This window comes from Anaerofustis butyriciformans, assembly GCF_036289385.1.
Taxonomy (GTDB): Bacteria; Bacillota; Clostridia; order Eubacteriales; family Anaerofustaceae; genus Anaerofustis; species Anaerofustis butyriciformans.
This window is the reverse complement of sequence record NZ_JAYFFH010000002.1, coordinates 172,457-188,512: the sequence shown is the minus strand read 5'-3', so window position 1 is coordinate 188,512 and position 16,056 is coordinate 172,457. Positions and strand designations below refer to the sequence as shown.

The following is a 16,056-nucleotide window of genomic DNA, read 5'->3' as shown; positions in this document are numbered from 1 at the left end:
TTTATTCTCCTTCTTTTACGTTAAATTTATAAGTTGTTTTTATTATTAATTTATCGAATATCATAAGTGCACTAGGAAGCATTAGTATTACTACAAACATACTTATTATTGCGCCTCTTGATAAAAGAGTACAAATTGCACTTATCATATCTATTTTTGAATATAAAGAAACTCCCAGAGTTGATAAGAAGAATCCTAAAGCACTTACGATAATTGAGCTTGTTGAAGTTTTTAAAGCTAATAATACCGCATCTTTTTTTGCCATTCCTTTTTCTCTTTCTTCTTTATATCTTGTAGTCATTAATATTGCATAATCAACAGTTGCTCCAAGTTGTATGGTTCCTATTACTATTGATGCAACAAAAGGAATTGTAGTATTGGTGTAGAAGGATAGTCCCATATTTATAAATATTGCAAATTCGATTATTGTTACCAAAATTACCGGTATTGAAATTGATTTGAATACTGTAAGTATTATTAAGAATACTGCGGTTATTGATATATAATTTACAACTTTAAAATCATGGTCTGTAACATCAATAAGATCTTTTGTACAAGGAGCTTCACCTATAAACATTGAATTTTTATCATATGATTTTGTTAAATTTTGTATTTTTGTTATTTGATTATTTACTTCATCTGATGCTGTTTTATAGTTAGAATTAATAATCATTAGTTTATAGTTATTACTTTCAATTTGATCTTTTAATTCATTTGGTATTATTTCATCAGGCATTGATGGATCAATTATTGTATCCATTGATAAAACATCTTTTACTCCATTAATATTTTCTATTTTTTTTGTTAATTCATAACTTTCTTTTCTTGAAATATCTTTATCAAGAAGAACCATATGAGTTGAACCTATATTAAATGTTTTTTCTATTTCGTTATTTGCTTTTATACTTTCACATGTTTGAGGTAATGTATCGTATAAGTTATAGTAAACTTTTGTATTGTTGTATCCGTATATTGAAGGTATCAATATTACTAAGAATAGAATTGCAAATACTTTATAATTTTTTATGACAAAATTACTAAGCTTATCAAAACTTGGCATAAAGTTTCTATGTTTAAATTTATTAATAGATTTTTCAAAAGTAAGTATTAGTGATGGAAGAATAGTTACACAAGATATTATTCCTATTACAACACCTTTTGCCATTACTGTTCCAAGATTAAGTCCTAAAGTAAATGTCATAAAACAAAGGGATAAAAATCCTGCTATTGTAGTTATTGAACTTCCTACTATAGATGTAAAAGTATTTGTTATTGCATGAGCCATAGCTTCGTTTTTACCTTGGTAATTAGCAAGTTCTTCTTGGTATCTGTGATATAAAAATATAGAATAGTCCATCGTAACAGCTAACTGTAAAACAGCGGCAAGAGCTTTGGTTATAAAAGATATATCATCAAAGAAGAAGTTACTTCCAAGGTTGTATATTATTGAAATACCTATACTAAGTAAGAAAAATACAGGTATCATAAAAGAATCCATTGAAAAACCTAAAATTAATCCAGTAAGTATAGCGGCAATTATTACATATACAACCGTTTCATGGTTGATAAGATTTTTTATATCCGTTACTACAGAAGACATTCCGCTTACAAAACATTCTTCATTTGAAATATTTCTTATATCTTCAACCGCCTGCATAGTTTCGTCTGAACCCATTGAAGTATCATAGAATATAGCCATTAAAGTTTCATCTTTATTGTTAAAAGTGCTATAAATATTATCAGGCAGTATTTCTTTTGGTACGGATAAATCCAAGATATCGTCATACCATATTACTGAGTCAACATGGTTTACTTTTTCTATTTTTTCTTTTAAATTTTCAACTTGTTTATTATCCATTCCTTTTACTATATACATGGAAAATCCGCCTTTACCGAATTCATCCATGAGCACATCTTGACCTTTCATCGTCTCCAAATCTTTTGGAAGATAAGAAAGGATATCATAATTTATTTTTGTGTTTATAAACCCTATAACAGAAGGTATTAACAGTAAAACAGCAATTAATAAAATAAGAATTCTATGTTTTACTATTTTTTGTGATATTTTATTCATTAGCTCTCCTCCTTTTATAATAAAAATGACTATTAGTCATTTTTATTATATGGGATTATAATACGAAAATGACCAATAGTCAATATTATTTAAATAAAAAATTGACTATTAGTCATTTTTTATAATTTAATCAATTGACAAAATATTTTTAATGTGCTACTTTTTTATTAAGGAGAGATTATTATGGGTATTATTGAAGATAAGAAAAGAAAAAAATTGGATAATCTTCTTGATTGTGCTTTTATTTTATTTACTACAAAAGGAATAGAAAATACATCTGTATCCGATATAACAAAAAAGGCAAAGGTTGCAAAAGGGACTTTTTATTTATACTTTAAAAATAAATATGAGATTAAAGATATACTTATATATAATAAATCAAATGAAATTTTTAATATGGCTAAAAGAGCCCTCGATAAAGAAGATATAAATTCATTTCATGAAAAAGTTTTGTTTTTTGTAGATTATATAGTTGATACATTAAATAATAATCCTGTAATATTAAGCTTTATATCGAAAAATTTAAGCTGGGGCGTTTTTAAAAAAGTAATAATAGAAAATAGTGAAGATAGTAAGTTTAAAACATATTTTGATGAGATGATAAAAAATTCAGGTTATGAATTTGATAATTATGAATTTATGTTTTATACAATATTAGAACTTGTTAATTCAACATGTCATAATGTAATTTTATATAGTGAACCTGTACACCTTGATGTATTAAAGAAATATTTATATAAAGATATACGTTCTATAATAGATAATCATATAATTAAAAAAGACCTTTAAGGTCTTTTTTAATTATATAAGTTGTTGACTACTTATTTAAAAACATATATAATTTAAAATAAGTTTTTTTATTTGGAATATCAAATAAAAGTAAAGATCAAACGAGGTAATATATGAATAAAAATAAAGATGTAGTTATTAAACTCGAACACATTAATAAGAAATTTGGAGAAAAAGAAGCATTAAAAGACGTTACTTTTAATGTAAAAAAAGGAGAAATTCTCGGTTTTCTTGGACCATCAGGTGCAGGTAAAACAACTTTAATAAAAATTCTTACAGGACAAATAACATCAGATCTTGGTATAGCTGAAGTATTTGGAAAAGAATGTATAAAACTTCAAAATGAAGATTATGAAAAAATAGGTATGGTTCTTGATGACAGTGGTGTATACGAAAGACTTACTTGTTTTGATAATATACTTCTTTTTGCTGATATTTATGGTATGTCAAGACAAGATGTTCATGATATTTTTGATAAAGTAGATCTTGCTGATGATAAATGGGAAAAAGCAGGAAATCTATCAAAAGGTATGAGACAAAGACTTGTAATAGCAAGAGCTATTCTTCATCAACCGGAACTTTTATTCTTAGATGAACCAACAAGCGGTCTTGACCCTTTAACTTCTCAAAAAATACATAATTTATTATTTGAACTTAAAGAAAAAGGAACAACAATATTTTTAACTACACATAATATGGAAGAAGCAAGCAAACTTTGCGACCATGTTGCACTTCTTAATGAAGGGGTTATTGTTGAATACGGAGTTCCCGATGAACTTTGCAGAAAATATAATGATAAAAACGAAGTTAAAATGTTATTAAAATCAGGCGAAGAAGTTATTTATCAAAATAATAGTGAATGTGCAGATAAAATAGCTGATCACTTTAGAAATAATGAAGTTGTTTCAATTCATTCATCAGAACCAACTTTAGAAACTGTATTTATTTCACTTACGGGAAGGAAGTTAATATAATGAAAAAAGCAAAAAGTAATAATTCATTTAGAAAAATAAAAGCTATATTTAAGAAAGAAATAAAAGATGCTTTTAAAAGTAATAGAATAGTATTTCTTTTCTTACTTTTCCCTGTGTTTACATATGTTATATCAATGGCTATGAAAGGGAATGCAGGAACAAATCCTTTGGTATTTTTAATGATGCATGTTTCTATGATACCTTTAATGGTTACAGCAGCTTTAATTGCCGAAGAAAAAGATAAAAATACTTTAAGAGTTTTAATTTTATCAAACATAAGACCTATGCAATATTTATTAGGTGTTGGAAGTTTTGTTTTTATAATTAATATGATAACATCTTGTTTATTTTTACCACTACTTCACTTAGATCCTGTTTATATACCTAAGTTTTTACTTGTAATTGCTATTGGTATTTTATGTTCGACAATACTTGGAGCTATTGTTGGTGTTTTAGTTAAGAGTGGGGCAAATATTGCAGGAGCAACTCTTCCTGTTTCATTAATATTTGCATTTATTCCTTTATTGGCAGTAGGTTCATCAAATGCTATTATAACTGCTATAGCTTCATTTTTATACAGTGGAGAACTTATGATTATATTATTTGATATAGCAAATAACTTTACTTTTTCAGGTGTATCTATAATGTTGGTTAACGTAGTTGTTTTACTTACAATATTTACATTTGTATATAATCAAAAGAAATTATCAGACTAAAAAAACAGCACTTAAAAGTGCTGTTTTTTTATACTATATCGTCAAGTTTAAATTTAATAACTTTTTTTAAATCTTCAATATTTACTTCTACTTGATACCCAACTTTTCCTGCAGAAAATATTATTGTTTCAAAATCTTTTGCCGTTTCGTTTATAACAGTTGTAAAAAACTTTTTCATACCAATAGGAGAACATCCACCGTGTATATACCCTGTTAAAGGAAGAAGTTCTTTTTCTTTAATCATTGATATTGATTTTTCACTAACGCTTTTTGCGGCTTTTTTAAGATTTAATTCTTTATTTACAGGTATTACAAAAACATAATGTTCCTTACTCTTCCCTACTGTAACAAGTGTTTTAAAGACTTGATTTTCATTTTGGTTTAAAGATTTTGCAACATCGTTTCCGCTTAAACCTTGATTTGGATCATATGAATAACTTTTATAGTTAATTTTCTTTTGAGATAAAATTCTCATTACATTTGTCTTTTCACTCATAATTTACCTCTTTTATATAAATTAATAAGTATATTATAATGAAAATTTTTATATATTAAAGATAAAATTAAATATTTATATGCTTTACAACATTTATATTTTATGTTATAGTGTATATACACGAAAGGAAATTTTTATGAAAAGTAAAGGATGTTATTGTATTAATTTTAGAAGAGCTGCAAATAACATAACAAAATATTATGACGATTATTTAAAGGAAAGCTCTCTTACTTTAAATCAGTTTTCTTTAATAAAAAATATTTTAAAAATACAGCCAGCTTCAATAAGTGATATAGCATCTAAGGTAAGACTTGAAAGAACAACTGTTGTAAGAAATTTAAAAACTTTGTTTAAAGAAGGGATAATAGAAGATATTTCAAAAGAGAATGAGAGAAATAAACAAGTTATAGTTACAAAAAAAGGAAAAGAAATTTTAGATATTGCCATACCTTTATGGCATGAAGCTCAAGATAATATTGAAAAAATTTTGGGAATGGATAATTATAATAAATCTCTTGAAATTTTTGAAATAATAGATAATTTATAAATTTTTATATAAAGGAGATAAAAAAATGTTTTACGAAGAAAGACAAATGGAAGAAAAAGCTTTAATGGAAACAGCGGCAAAAATGTGTGCTGCGGCAAGAACGGCTCCAAAAACAAAAGGTGTAGATGATATTATTACCCTTGTTTTGACAGGCAGTGAAAAAGTTAAACTTGCAGATAAAATGGATGAAGTTTATCTTAGAGAATTTGGTGAAACTGAAGGACATTATGTAAGAGATGCTAAAAATTTAAGAGCATCAGGTGCAGTTGTTTTAATAGGTGTAAAAAAATCTTATAAAGGACTTCCTCATTGTTCTTTCTGCGGATTTAAAAACTGTGAAGAAAATAAAGAACATGGCGGAAGATGTGCTTTTAATACAATAGACCTTGGTATTGCTATTGGTTCTGCAGTTTCTGTTGCAGCTGATAACAGAGTTGACAGCAGAGTAATGTTTTCTATAGGTAAAGTATTTGAAGAAATGGACTTTATAAAAGAAAAAGATATATTATGGCAAGGTATTCCAATTAGTATAAGCGGTAAGAGTCCTTACTTTGATAGAGTAAAGAAAAAATAAAAAGACAATTTTATATTGTCTTTTTTTATTGTTTCGATTTACTTAACCAATATTGAATTGATATGAAAAATCTTTTATTTTATAATAATAATTATATTTGTGGAAGGTTTATTTATGATTAAAAAATGTAATGAAAATGTAATAAAGGAGTTTAAGGATTGTAAAAATGTTATTTCTGCTTTAGGAGATGAAACAAGGCAGGCTATAATCGTTTATATGATGATAAATTGTGATGGTAAAGGCTTTAGAGCCTGTGAATTATCTGATAAAGTTTTAGCTTCAAGAACTGCAATATCCCATCATTTAAAAGTATTAAAAGAGAATAATGTAGTTGATATGAGAAAAGAAGGAACAAAAAATTATTATTATATAAATAAAGAAAGCAGCAGTTTAAAAACTCTTATTAGATTTTTTAAAGATTTGGAAGAATATATAAAATAAAGGAGATAAATATGAAAAAAGTAAACAATGTATATTTCAGCCCTACATTTTCTACAAAAAAGGTTGTAGAAACAGTTGGAAACACAATAAGTGATGATACTTGTAATTTAGATTTATCAAAAAAAGACGAAGATTATTCAAAGTATGAATTTAATGAAAATGAAATTTGCATTGTTGGCGTTCCTTCTTTTGGTGGAAGAGTTCCTTCAACTGCGAGGGAAAGAATAAGTAAATTAAAAGGAAATAATACTCCTTGCATAATAATTACTACTTATGGAAACAGAGCTTATGAAGATACCTTAATAGAGCTTAAGGATATTTTAAATAATAATGGGTTTAAGGTTGTTGCTGCAATGGGAGTAGTTTGTGAACATTCTATTATGAATGAATTTGCAAAAGGCAGACCTGATGAAAATGATGTAAATGAAATAAAAGATTATGCTATAAAAATAAAAGAAAAAATTGAAAGTAATAATTTTGAAGAAATTGAAGTACCCGGTAATAATCCTTATAAAAAATATGGTGCTATTCCAATGGTTCCAAAAGCAGATAAGAACTGTATAAAATGCGGTAAATGTGCAGCTGAGTGTCCTGTTGGTGCAATTGATTTTAATGAACCTGATAAAACAGATAAAGATAAATGTATTTCTTGTATGAGATGTATAAAAGTATGCGACTATAATGCAAGAAATTTAAATAAAGTTATGTTAATGGCTGCAAGAAAAAAACTAAAAAAAGCATGTGAAGGCAGAAAGGAAAACGAACTTTTCATATAATAATGGATAATAAAAAAAGATGTAAGTGGGTAGATTTAAAAAGCGAAATTTATATAGCTTATCATGATAATGAATGGGGTGTTCCTGTTTATGATGATAGAATACTTTTTGAAATGCTTATTTTAGAGTCTTTTCAAGCCGGTCTTTCATGGATAACAATACTTAAAAAAAGAGAAGCATTTAAAAAAGCATATGATAATTTTGATTATAATAAAGTTATAAATTATGATGAAGATAAAATAAATGAACTTTTAGAAAATAAAGATATAATAAGAAATAAAAACAAAATAAAATCATCAATATCAAATGCAAAAATATTTGTAAAAATACAGGAAGAATACGGGAGTTTTTCTAATTATATATGGTCTTTTACAAATGGAGAAATAATAAAAAATAAAGATGATAATTTTAATACAACAAGTCCTCTTTCAGATAAAGTTTCAATGGATTTAAAGAAAAGAGGAATGAAGTATGTCGGAAGTACTATTATTTATTCATATCTTCAAGCTATTGGAATAATAAACGACCATGAAATAGATTGTTTTAAATATAAAGGTTAAGAAAGTTATTCTTTCTTAACCTTTTTTTCTATACATTCTAAATCATAAATACTTGGAGAATAAATAATATTTCCCATATAATCAAATCTTGAACCGTGACATGGACAGTCCCATGTTTTTTCATCAGGATTCCACGAAAGTTCGCAGTTTAAATGAGGACATTTGCTTGGAACTATATAACAGTTTCCTTCTTCGTCTTTATATACTCCTACTTTTTCTCCTTTATATTCTACTATTCCTCCATGACCTAACGGAAGAGACTTAAGTGTAGTATCTGGAATATTTAAAAATTCTTTTCCTATTCCTTTTATTGAATAAGGACCTTCTTTAAGTATTGATTTTTTTATTCCTTTTGTATCAAACCTTTCGGGAGAAAATATACTATCTTTATAATCAAATCCCTTAAGTATCATATCGCTTATTATATTTGCGGCAACCATTGAAGACGTCATACCCCATTTATTAAAACCTGTAATTACATAAACATCTTTAAATGCTTTTGAAAACAAACCTATATAGGGTACTTTATCAATAGTCATACAATCTTCACTTGCATAATGTCCTATTTCTTCAAATCCAGGATATAGTTTTTTTATTTCATCTCTTAAATTTTGATATTTTTCACCTGTTTTGTTTTCTCCGCTTCTGTGTTTTTCTCCTCCAAATAATAATATATCGTCGTAACCTCTAAAAGAGTATCCTTTTTCATCCACATTTAAATATATATCTTTTAATTTTTTTGTATTTTTTAAAATTAAAAAGTATGAAAGTTCTTGGTGCATTCTTAAAAAATAATATCCCGGAACATTTAAAAAAGGAAAAGAACATGCAAATATTATTTTATTTGCTTTTATTTTGTATCCGCTGTCTGTAAAAAGAGTTTTTCTTTTGGCTTTTACTTCTTCTATAAAAGTATTTTCGTATATAGTAAGGTCTTTTAATATGTGTTTTATAAATTTAAATGGATTGAATTTTGCTTGTTTTTTATATTTAATGGCACCTTTAAATTTTAAAGGAAGTAAGCTTTCATTTATATATTCACATTCTATATCACATTTTAAAAGGGCATTATATTCTTTTATTAATTTATTTTCATCTTCTTTTGTATATAAATAAGCATTGCATTTTTCAAAATCGCACTCTATGTTTTCCTCTTTTATTATATTCTCATATTCTTCTATTGCTTTTTTATTTAAATATGCATACTCCCTTGCTTTATAAGTACCAAAATTACTTATAAGTTCTTCATATATAAGTGAGTGTGCAAGAGTAATTTTTCCCGTTGTATAAGCCGTAGTTTTTTGACATATTCTGTCTTTTTCAAAAATAACTGCTTTTATTCCTTGTTTTTTTAACTTATAAGCAGTAAGAATTCCTGATATTCCTCCCCCTATTATTGCAACATCTACATTTATGTTTTTATTTAATTCTTCATACATCGGTAAGTTAACGGTGTTTTCCCATAATGAATTCATAATAATACCTCTAAATCTATTTTTTATATATTATTGACAATTATAGGAAATATATAAGGTCGAAAAATAAAAAATTAGAAAGGATAATATATACTTTATAATAAGAGTATAATTTATATTAGTTTTTAATATAAAAAATTTATATTAAAACTTTAAGAAAAAATTATATTAATAAAGATAATTTATATGTAAAATTTTTTAATTAATATACAAAAACATATTAAAAATTAATATAATATAATAACCCAATAAATATCGAAAGGATTTAAAATGCAAGAAGAAAAACTTGTTTCATATATGTTGGATTTGGGTGAGATACTGCTTACTTCTGGAGCTGAAGTAAGCAGGGTTGAAGATACTTTAAACAGAATAGGAAAAGCTTATTTATTACAAAAAGTAGATATTTTTACAATAACTTCTACTATTATTCTGACTGTTAAATTTTCAGATAGTAATATAATTACTCAAACAAGAAGAATAAAAAAATATGAAACAAACCTCGAACAAGTTGAATACGTAAACCAGCTATCCAGAGACATATGTGTAAAAACATTAAGCATGAATGAGTTAAAAAAAGAAATAGATAAAATAAGGAATACTAATAAATACAATAAAAAACTTATATTTCTTTCTTATGTTTTTGTCTCAGGTGCTTTTTCAGTATTTTTCGGTGGAAGTTTAATGGATAGTATTGCTTCTATGATAACCGGAGGAGTAATGTATTTTACGGTTAATTCATTAAACAAATTAAAAATAAACAATTTTGTAACCAGCCTTCTTTCTTCACTAATAACCGCTCTTTGTGCTGTTGTTTTAAATAGTATAGGTATAGGTGAAAATATAGACAAGATTATTATAGGAAATATTATGCTTCTTATTCCCGGACTTACTCTTACATCTTCATTAAGAGATATGATAAACGGGGATATTATTTCCGGTCTTCTTGGAGTTTTGGAATCAATTTTAAAGGCAATAGCTATTGCAATGGGTTTTGCTTTTATATTAATTCCTATAGGAGGTTAAAATGTTACAAGGTATTATACAGATAATTATGGCGGTTATAGGTTCTCTTGGTTTTGCGATTTTATTTAATATAAAAAGAGATAAACTTTCTATTATAGGTATTGGTTCTGCCATAGGCTGGATTTGTTATTTGTTTTTCTTTAGTTTTAACGGAAGTAAAGTTACAACTCTTTTTATAACAACAACCATACTCTCTTTATTTTCGGAAATTTTAGCAAGAAAAATAAAAACTCCCGTTATTGTTCTTTTGGTTCCAATACTGATACCTTTAATTCCCGGAGGAGATTTATACTATACAATGTATAATCTGGTAACGGGCAATATGGATAAATTTATATATTATTTTTCTCTTGTAATGAAAGAAGCTGCGGCTATATCTTTTGGAATAATCATTATTACGTCAATAATGCAGATATTTACAAAATTTCAACGATATAAATTAAAATAAAAAATCATGCTTATGCATGATTTTTTTATATTTGTCTTGGTATTTTTTTAGTTTTAAATATTAAAATCAACGTAATAATAAAAGTTGTTATTTCAGCAAAAGGAACAGCCATCCACATTCCGTTTAAATCAAAGAATAAAGGAAGAATTTTTAAAAACAGTATTAAAAGTATAAAGGATCTAAGAGAGGTTATAACCGCTGAGTATTGACCTTTTGCATAGGAAGTAAGTCTTACTGCCGTAAAAATACTAAGTCCCGAGAAAAAGTATCCTATGGAATATATTCTCATTCCCATTACACCTAAGTTGTATACATTTGTTCCTTTTGTTGCAAAAAATGATACTGCCAAAGGAGCAAATATAAAAGATATTATATATAAAACACTTGGTATAATGCTAAAAAATCTATATGAATATTTTTCCAGTTTAATAAGTACGTCTTTATTTTTATTTCCATAATTATAACCAAGAAGCGGAGATATACCCATTGAATATCCGGTATAAATACCAAGGAAAATAAATTGTACGTACATTATTATAGAAACAGCAGCAACACCGTCATCTCCCGCATATGTAAGAGCTGTTTTATTAAAAACAACAGTTGTAATTGCTATTGCAAGCTGATTTATAAATTCAGAAGAACCATTTACAATGCAAGGAGGTAGAAAGTTTAATTTTATTTTTTCTATTTTAAATTTTATATTATTACTATATTTTATAAAATAAATTATTCCCAAAATCATTGAAAGGATAAGTCCAAGTATTGTTGCTATTCCTGCCCCAAAAATTCCAAGTGACATTTTACCTACAAATATATAATCGAGAATAATATTTAAAATACCTCCAGATGCCGAAACTATAAAACTTATTTTTGGGTTTCCGTCAATTCTTATAAAATAAACAAAGATTTCTTTAAGCATAATGGCTATTGTTCCAAACAGCCAAATTTTTATATATATTTCACAGTAATCTAACGTTATACTTGTTGCACCGAGAAAAACTAATATATCCGATAAATAAAGAAGTATTACCCAGGAAATAATAATTCCTATTATTAAGCTTGAAACAATACAAAATTGAAACATTTGATTTGCTTTTGTTTTGTCGTTTTTTCCAAGATATATAGAAGAAAGAGAACTTCCTCCTACTGCAAACATCATTGCAATTCCGGTTAATAAATTAACTATTGGATATACTATGTTTATTGCAGCAAGTGCATTTGTTCCTACATATTGTGAAACGTATATACCGTCTACTATTGTATATAAAGTAGTAAATAAAGCAGTAAGATATGTTGGTATTATAAATTTTAAAACCTTATAGAAATTTATATTTTTTACATCCTTAAACATTAAAATATTTTTCATTTTTTCACCTCGAAGTAAATTATAAAGTTTAAACATAGTTTAAGGTCAATGGTTTTTATGATAAAATATATTAAAACTTTTAGGAGAATAAAAATGAAAGATGTTTTTTCAATAGGAGATATATCTAAATTTTTTAATATTCCAACTTCAACACTTAGATTTTGGGAAAAGAAGGGGTTATTGTCTCCAAGAAAAGAAGATAATAATTACAGGGAATATTCCCTTCCTGATTTAATGAAAATTTCCGATATTGTTTTTTATAAAAATTTGGGAATTCCTTTAAAAGATATTTTAAATTAAAAAAATAAAAATATTATAGAACAAGAGTTTTTTTGTAGTGAACATTTAAAAGAACTTGAAAATCAAAAAGCTTTAATTAATAGACAAATACAAAGATTAAAACAACATCAAAAAGCTTTAAATATAATAAATGAATTAAAGGATAAGGATTATATAATTGCTGATATAGATACTGAGTGTATTGTATCATTTGAACTTACACAAAAAGAAAAAATAAAAATGTATATAAAAAATCCATATTTATATTCCAGAGTTCAACATTCAAATGCTACCGATAAAGAACAAAGGGGAATAACCGTAATAAAGCCTAAAAATAATAACGATATTATATGGCAGAAAAATAACAATAAATATGCCGTTTGTTTGATGAAAGAAGAAGTAGTAAAAGATTATCCAAATAACCTTAATAGTCTTTTATAAAAAGTGCAGAAAAAATACGAAACAGGGTATATTATAAGCAGATTTTTAGCTTCTGCAAGGGAAGAAAATAAAATATATGATTTTTATAAAACTTATATTGAAATAAAAAAAGAGATTAATTAATCTCTTTTTTTATTTATTTAGAAGATAGTTTGCCGTATTTTCATCTGTTATTAATTTATTAACATATCCGCTTTTAACTGCAAGATAAATTGCGAACATTTTGCTTTCTCCACCTGCAACAGCTACTTTGTAAGGTACTTTTTTATAAACGTCACAGCTTATTCCTATGATTCTGTCAAGTATATCTAAAGCTCCTTCGTTACCGTCTCTATCTAGGAATATTGAAGAAACAATATCGCAGCATATATCTCTTTGTTTTAATTCTTTTAAATCTTCATCTTTAAAGTATCCTGATTTATGTATTGTTGCATTGTCGTCTGCAGGATTACCAAGAGATGTTATAACGCAGTCTAATTTTTTATACATATCGAATACTTCTTTTATTGAACCTTCATTTATTATTATGTCTTTAAATTTTTTATTGTCTACTATGGAAGGCGCAAGAAGCACCATTGCTTTACTGCCGAATACTTCACCTATTTTTGCGGTAATTTGATTTGAATGACGGTCTATTGATACATTTCCGTATCCTCCAAGAAGAGAAACAAAAGTTTTTTCAGGGTATTTTATGTCACTTTCAATATTAATATGACTTAAAGTGTTTCCCCAGCCTATACCTATATTATTATATTTTTTTACCATATCTTTTAACTCTTCACCGGCACCGTCTGCAAGAGAACGAGTTAATTTTTTACTGTCTTTAAAATATGGAACAACTTTAAAGTCTACATTAGGATATTTATTTTTTAATGCTTCCTCCAAATCGTTTAAAGGAGTAAACTCTTTTATTTTTATTTCGACTATTCCTTCATCTATACATCTTTTAAGTGCTCTTGATATTCCTATTCTTGAAATACCCATGCTGTCCCCTATTTGCTTTTGGGTCATGCCGTCAAGATAGTACATTTTTGCTATTTTTGAAAGGGTATTATTATCTAACATTTTTTTCTCCTAAAATTATAAAAGTGGTTGACATATAAAATCTTTTATTATATAATACGGTTGAAATTGAACATATGAGCATTTAAAGTGTTCATATGAACAAATAAATATTAACATATCAATTAAGTGATGTCAATAAAATATAAATATTTTTAAGTTTCTTAGGAGGAAAAAAAATGCAAGGCAAAATGAAAGCTGGCAGACTTCATGCTATCAACGACATAAGATGTGACGAAGTGGATATTCCACAAATAAAAGATGACGAAGTATTACTTAGAGTATACTGTGCAGGTATATGTGGTTCTGACTTAGGTAGAGTTTTCTCAACAGGTACATATCACTTCCCTACAACACTAGGTCATGAATTCGGTGGTGAAATAGTTGAAATCGGTAAAGGTGTAAAAGACCTTGACTTAAGAGAAGAATTAAAAGTAGGTCAAAGAGTTGACGTAAACCCTATGACAGGATGCGGAAAATGTAAAGACTGCTTAAATGGTAATATAAATTTATGTGATACATACGGCTACACAGGTTCAAGAAGTGACGGAGGTTTTGGTCAATACGTTGCAGTAAAAGCTACACAATGTTATGTATGTCCTGATGACTTTAGTTGGGATATGATTTGCCAAATCGACCCTGCTGTTATTTCACTACACGGTGCTTTAAGAGCCGGTATCAAAGTTAACGATGCAGTTGTAGTATTTGGTACAGGTCCTGTTGGATACTATATGGTTCAATGGGCAAACATCTGCGGAGCAAGAATGGTAATCGCAGTTGATATTAAAGATGAAAAACTTGACTTAATAAAGAAAGTAGGCGCTACTTATACAATTAACTCATTAAATATGACAAATGAAGAAGTTGTTGCAAAAATTAAAGAATATACTGGTGAAGATGGTCCTGAAGTATGTATAGAAGCAGCAGGTTCTCCAATAACATTTAACCAAGCAATACAATGCTTAAAGAAACACGGTACATTTACATGTATAGGTACTCCACACGGAGATGTAAATGTTCTTGATAAATCTTATGATAAATGTATTTTAAGAAAAGAACTTACAATAAAAGGTTCTTGGTGCTATAACTTTACACCTGAATATGAAGAATTCTGTGCAACAATAGATGCTGCTAAGAAAGGTTTACTTGACTTAACATCAATTATTTCTCATAGATTTAAAGTTGATGATGTAAAAGATGCATTTGAATTAATTGAAAGAAAAGAATTCTTTAACAAAATCGTAATTACACAAGATGGTTACGAACCTGGAAAATAGTTTTTAATTAAAATAAAATATAAATAAAATTTAAGGAGAAAATTAATATGTTAACAAAATACGAATTAGCAAGAGTAAATGACCACTCTTTATTAAAACCACAATTAACTTATGATGAAGTAAGAAAAGGAATCCAATTCGCAAAAGAATGGAAATGTAGAACTGTATGTGTTACTCCATCAAGAGTAAAAATGGCTTATGATATTCTAAAAGGTTCTGAAACAGCAGTATGTGCATGTGTTGGTTTCCCAAACGGTGCAGAACTTACAGAATCAAAAGTTGCTGATACTCAAAGAGTATACAACATGGGTGCAACAGAAGTTGATATCGTACTTAACGTTTCAGCTTTAAAATCAGGTGATTATGATACAGTATTTAACGATGTTCATGCAGTAGTAAATGCTTCTCCTGCTAATATCAAAGTTATCTTAGAAAACTGCTTATTAACAAAAGATGAAATCGCAAAAGCTTCAAGAATTTGTTCTGATGCTGGTGCTGGATTTGTTAAAACATCTACAGGTTTCTCATCAGGTGGTGCTACACTTGAAGATATCGCAATCATGAAAGCAAATATCGATACAACAAGAGTTCAAATTAAAGCTGCCGGCGGTATTTCAACAGTTGCTGATGCTGAAGCATTCTTAAAAGCTGGTTGTTCAAGACTTGGTATTTCAAGAACACAAGCTATGTTTGATGAAATTGACGCAGCAAGCAAATAGTAACTTACATTTTTCTTAA

Annotated in this window: 19 protein-coding genes; 14 read left to right on the top strand and 5 right to left on the bottom strand. The window is 27.1% G+C overall.

The window, feature by feature from the left end; translation table 11 throughout:
• Nucleotide 1 precedes the first annotated feature (1 nt).
• Nucleotides 2-2,074: an efflux RND transporter permease subunit gene (locus tag V2W16_RS04365; protein WP_329382081.1), complete on the bottom strand. Its 2,073-nt coding sequence runs from the start codon at nt 2,072-2,074 to the stop codon at nt 2-4.
• Between the two features lie 183 nt (nt 2,075-2,257).
• Between V2W16_RS04365 and V2W16_RS04360 the strand changes: the two genes are divergently transcribed.
• The 3 genes from V2W16_RS04360 (at nt 2,258) to V2W16_RS04350 (ending at nt 4,553) form a co-directional block, all read left to right on the top strand.
• On the top strand, nt 2,258-2,863 hold the full coding sequence (locus tag V2W16_RS04360) for a TetR/AcrR family transcriptional regulator (protein ID WP_329382078.1): 606 nt from the start codon (nt 2,258-2,260) through the stop codon (nt 2,861-2,863).
• A gap of 113 nt (nt 2,864-2,976) precedes the next feature.
• The gene (locus V2W16_RS04355; protein ID WP_329382074.1) at nt 2,977-3,837 is read left to right on the top strand and encodes an ABC transporter ATP-binding protein; all 861 of its coding nucleotides are present in this window, start codon (nt 2,977-2,979) and stop codon (nt 3,835-3,837) included.
• A complete protein-coding gene (locus tag V2W16_RS04350) occupies nt 3,837-4,553 on the top strand; it encodes an ABC transporter permease (protein ID WP_329382071.1) in 717 nt (238 codons plus the stop codon). The genes V2W16_RS04355 and V2W16_RS04350 overlap by 1 nt, the downstream gene beginning before the upstream one ends.
• A gap of 28 nt (nt 4,554-4,581) precedes the next feature.
• On the opposite strand, the gene ybaK is transcribed toward V2W16_RS04350, so the two are convergent.
• Entirely contained in the window at nt 4,582-5,049 is a 468-nt protein-coding gene (gene ybaK, locus V2W16_RS04345) for a Cys-tRNA(Pro) deacylase (protein WP_329382068.1), read from the bottom strand.
• Nucleotides 5,050-5,185: 136 nt separating this feature from the next.
• Here ybaK and V2W16_RS04340 point away from each other — a divergent pair, with 136 nt between their 5' ends.
• From V2W16_RS04340 to V2W16_RS04320, 5 genes are all read left to right on the top strand, one after another.
• The gene (locus tag V2W16_RS04340) at nt 5,186-5,596 is read left to right on the top strand and encodes a MarR family winged helix-turn-helix transcriptional regulator (protein WP_329382065.1); all 411 of its coding nucleotides are present in this window, start codon (nt 5,186-5,188) and stop codon (nt 5,594-5,596) included.
• A 25-nt stretch (nt 5,597-5,621) separates the two neighbouring features.
• On the top strand, nt 5,622-6,170 hold the full coding sequence (locus V2W16_RS04335; RefSeq protein WP_329382062.1) for a ferredoxin domain-containing protein: 549 nt from the start codon (nt 5,622-5,624) through the stop codon (nt 6,168-6,170).
• A gap of 114 nt (nt 6,171-6,284) precedes the next feature.
• The gene (locus V2W16_RS04330) at nt 6,285-6,611 is read left to right on the top strand and encodes an ArsR/SmtB family transcription factor (RefSeq protein ID WP_329382059.1); all 327 of its coding nucleotides are present in this window, start codon (nt 6,285-6,287) and stop codon (nt 6,609-6,611) included.
• An 11-nt stretch (nt 6,612-6,622) separates the two neighbouring features.
• Nucleotides 6,623-7,387, top strand: a complete 765-nt coding sequence (locus V2W16_RS04325) for an EFR1 family ferrodoxin (RefSeq protein WP_329382058.1) — start codon at nt 6,623-6,625, stop codon at nt 7,385-7,387.
• 2 nt (nt 7,388-7,389) lie between these two features.
• Nucleotides 7,390-7,947, top strand: coding sequence for a DNA-3-methyladenine glycosylase I (locus V2W16_RS04320; protein ID WP_329382055.1), 558 nt, complete (start codon nt 7,390-7,392; stop codon nt 7,945-7,947).
• Nucleotides 7,948-7,952: 5 nt separating this feature from the next.
• On the opposite strand, the gene V2W16_RS04315 is transcribed toward V2W16_RS04320, so the two are convergent.
• Nucleotides 7,953-9,422 (bottom strand): FAD-dependent oxidoreductase, encoded by a 1,470-nt coding sequence (locus V2W16_RS04315; protein WP_329382052.1) that lies wholly within the window; start codon nt 9,420-9,422, stop codon nt 7,953-7,955.
• Nucleotides 9,423-9,692: 270 nt separating this feature from the next.
• Here V2W16_RS04315 and V2W16_RS04310 point away from each other — a divergent pair, with 270 nt between their 5' ends.
• Both V2W16_RS04310 and V2W16_RS04305 read left to right on the top strand, forming a co-directional pair.
• Nucleotides 9,693-10,445, top strand: coding sequence for a threonine/serine exporter family protein (locus tag V2W16_RS04310; protein ID WP_329382049.1), 753 nt, complete (start codon nt 9,693-9,695; stop codon nt 10,443-10,445).
• 1 nt (nt 10,446) lies between these two features.
• Nucleotides 10,447-10,893 carry a threonine/serine exporter family protein gene (locus V2W16_RS04305; protein WP_329382046.1) on the top strand — a complete coding sequence of 149 codons (447 nt, stop codon included), beginning with the start codon at nt 10,447-10,449 and terminating at the stop codon, nt 10,891-10,893.
• Between the two features lie 25 nt (nt 10,894-10,918).
• Here the strand turns inward: V2W16_RS04305 and V2W16_RS04300 are convergent, their stop codons facing one another.
• Nucleotides 10,919-12,259: an MATE family efflux transporter gene (locus V2W16_RS04300; protein WP_329382044.1), complete on the bottom strand. Its 1,341-nt coding sequence runs from the start codon at nt 12,257-12,259 to the stop codon at nt 10,919-10,921.
• Between the two features lie 93 nt (nt 12,260-12,352).
• Between V2W16_RS04300 and V2W16_RS04295 the strand changes: the two genes are divergently transcribed.
• Nucleotides 12,353-12,559 (top strand): MerR family transcriptional regulator, encoded by a 207-nt coding sequence (locus V2W16_RS04295; protein WP_329382041.1) that lies wholly within the window; start codon nt 12,353-12,355, stop codon nt 12,557-12,559.
• 219 nt (nt 12,560-12,778) lie between these two features.
• Nucleotides 12,779-12,979: a hypothetical protein gene (locus V2W16_RS04290; protein WP_329382037.1), complete on the top strand. Its 201-nt coding sequence runs from the start codon at nt 12,779-12,781 to the stop codon at nt 12,977-12,979.
• Nucleotides 12,980-13,111: 132 nt separating this feature from the next.
• Here the strand turns inward: V2W16_RS04290 and V2W16_RS04285 are convergent, their stop codons facing one another.
• Nucleotides 13,112-14,044 carry a sugar-binding transcriptional regulator gene (locus tag V2W16_RS04285; protein WP_329382034.1) on the bottom strand — a complete coding sequence of 311 codons (933 nt, stop codon included), beginning with the start codon at nt 14,042-14,044 and terminating at the stop codon, nt 13,112-13,114.
• Between the two features lie 176 nt (nt 14,045-14,220).
• Here V2W16_RS04285 and V2W16_RS04280 point away from each other — a divergent pair, with 176 nt between their 5' ends.
• Both V2W16_RS04280 and deoC read left to right on the top strand, forming a co-directional pair.
• A complete protein-coding gene (locus tag V2W16_RS04280) occupies nt 14,221-15,318 on the top strand; it encodes a galactitol-1-phosphate 5-dehydrogenase (RefSeq protein ID WP_329382031.1) in 1,098 nt (365 codons plus the stop codon).
• A gap of 47 nt (nt 15,319-15,365) precedes the next feature.
• Nucleotides 15,366-16,037, top strand: coding sequence for a deoxyribose-phosphate aldolase (gene deoC / locus V2W16_RS04275; RefSeq protein ID WP_329382028.1), 672 nt, complete (start codon nt 15,366-15,368; stop codon nt 16,035-16,037).
• Nucleotides 16,038-16,056: the final 19 nt, after the last annotated feature.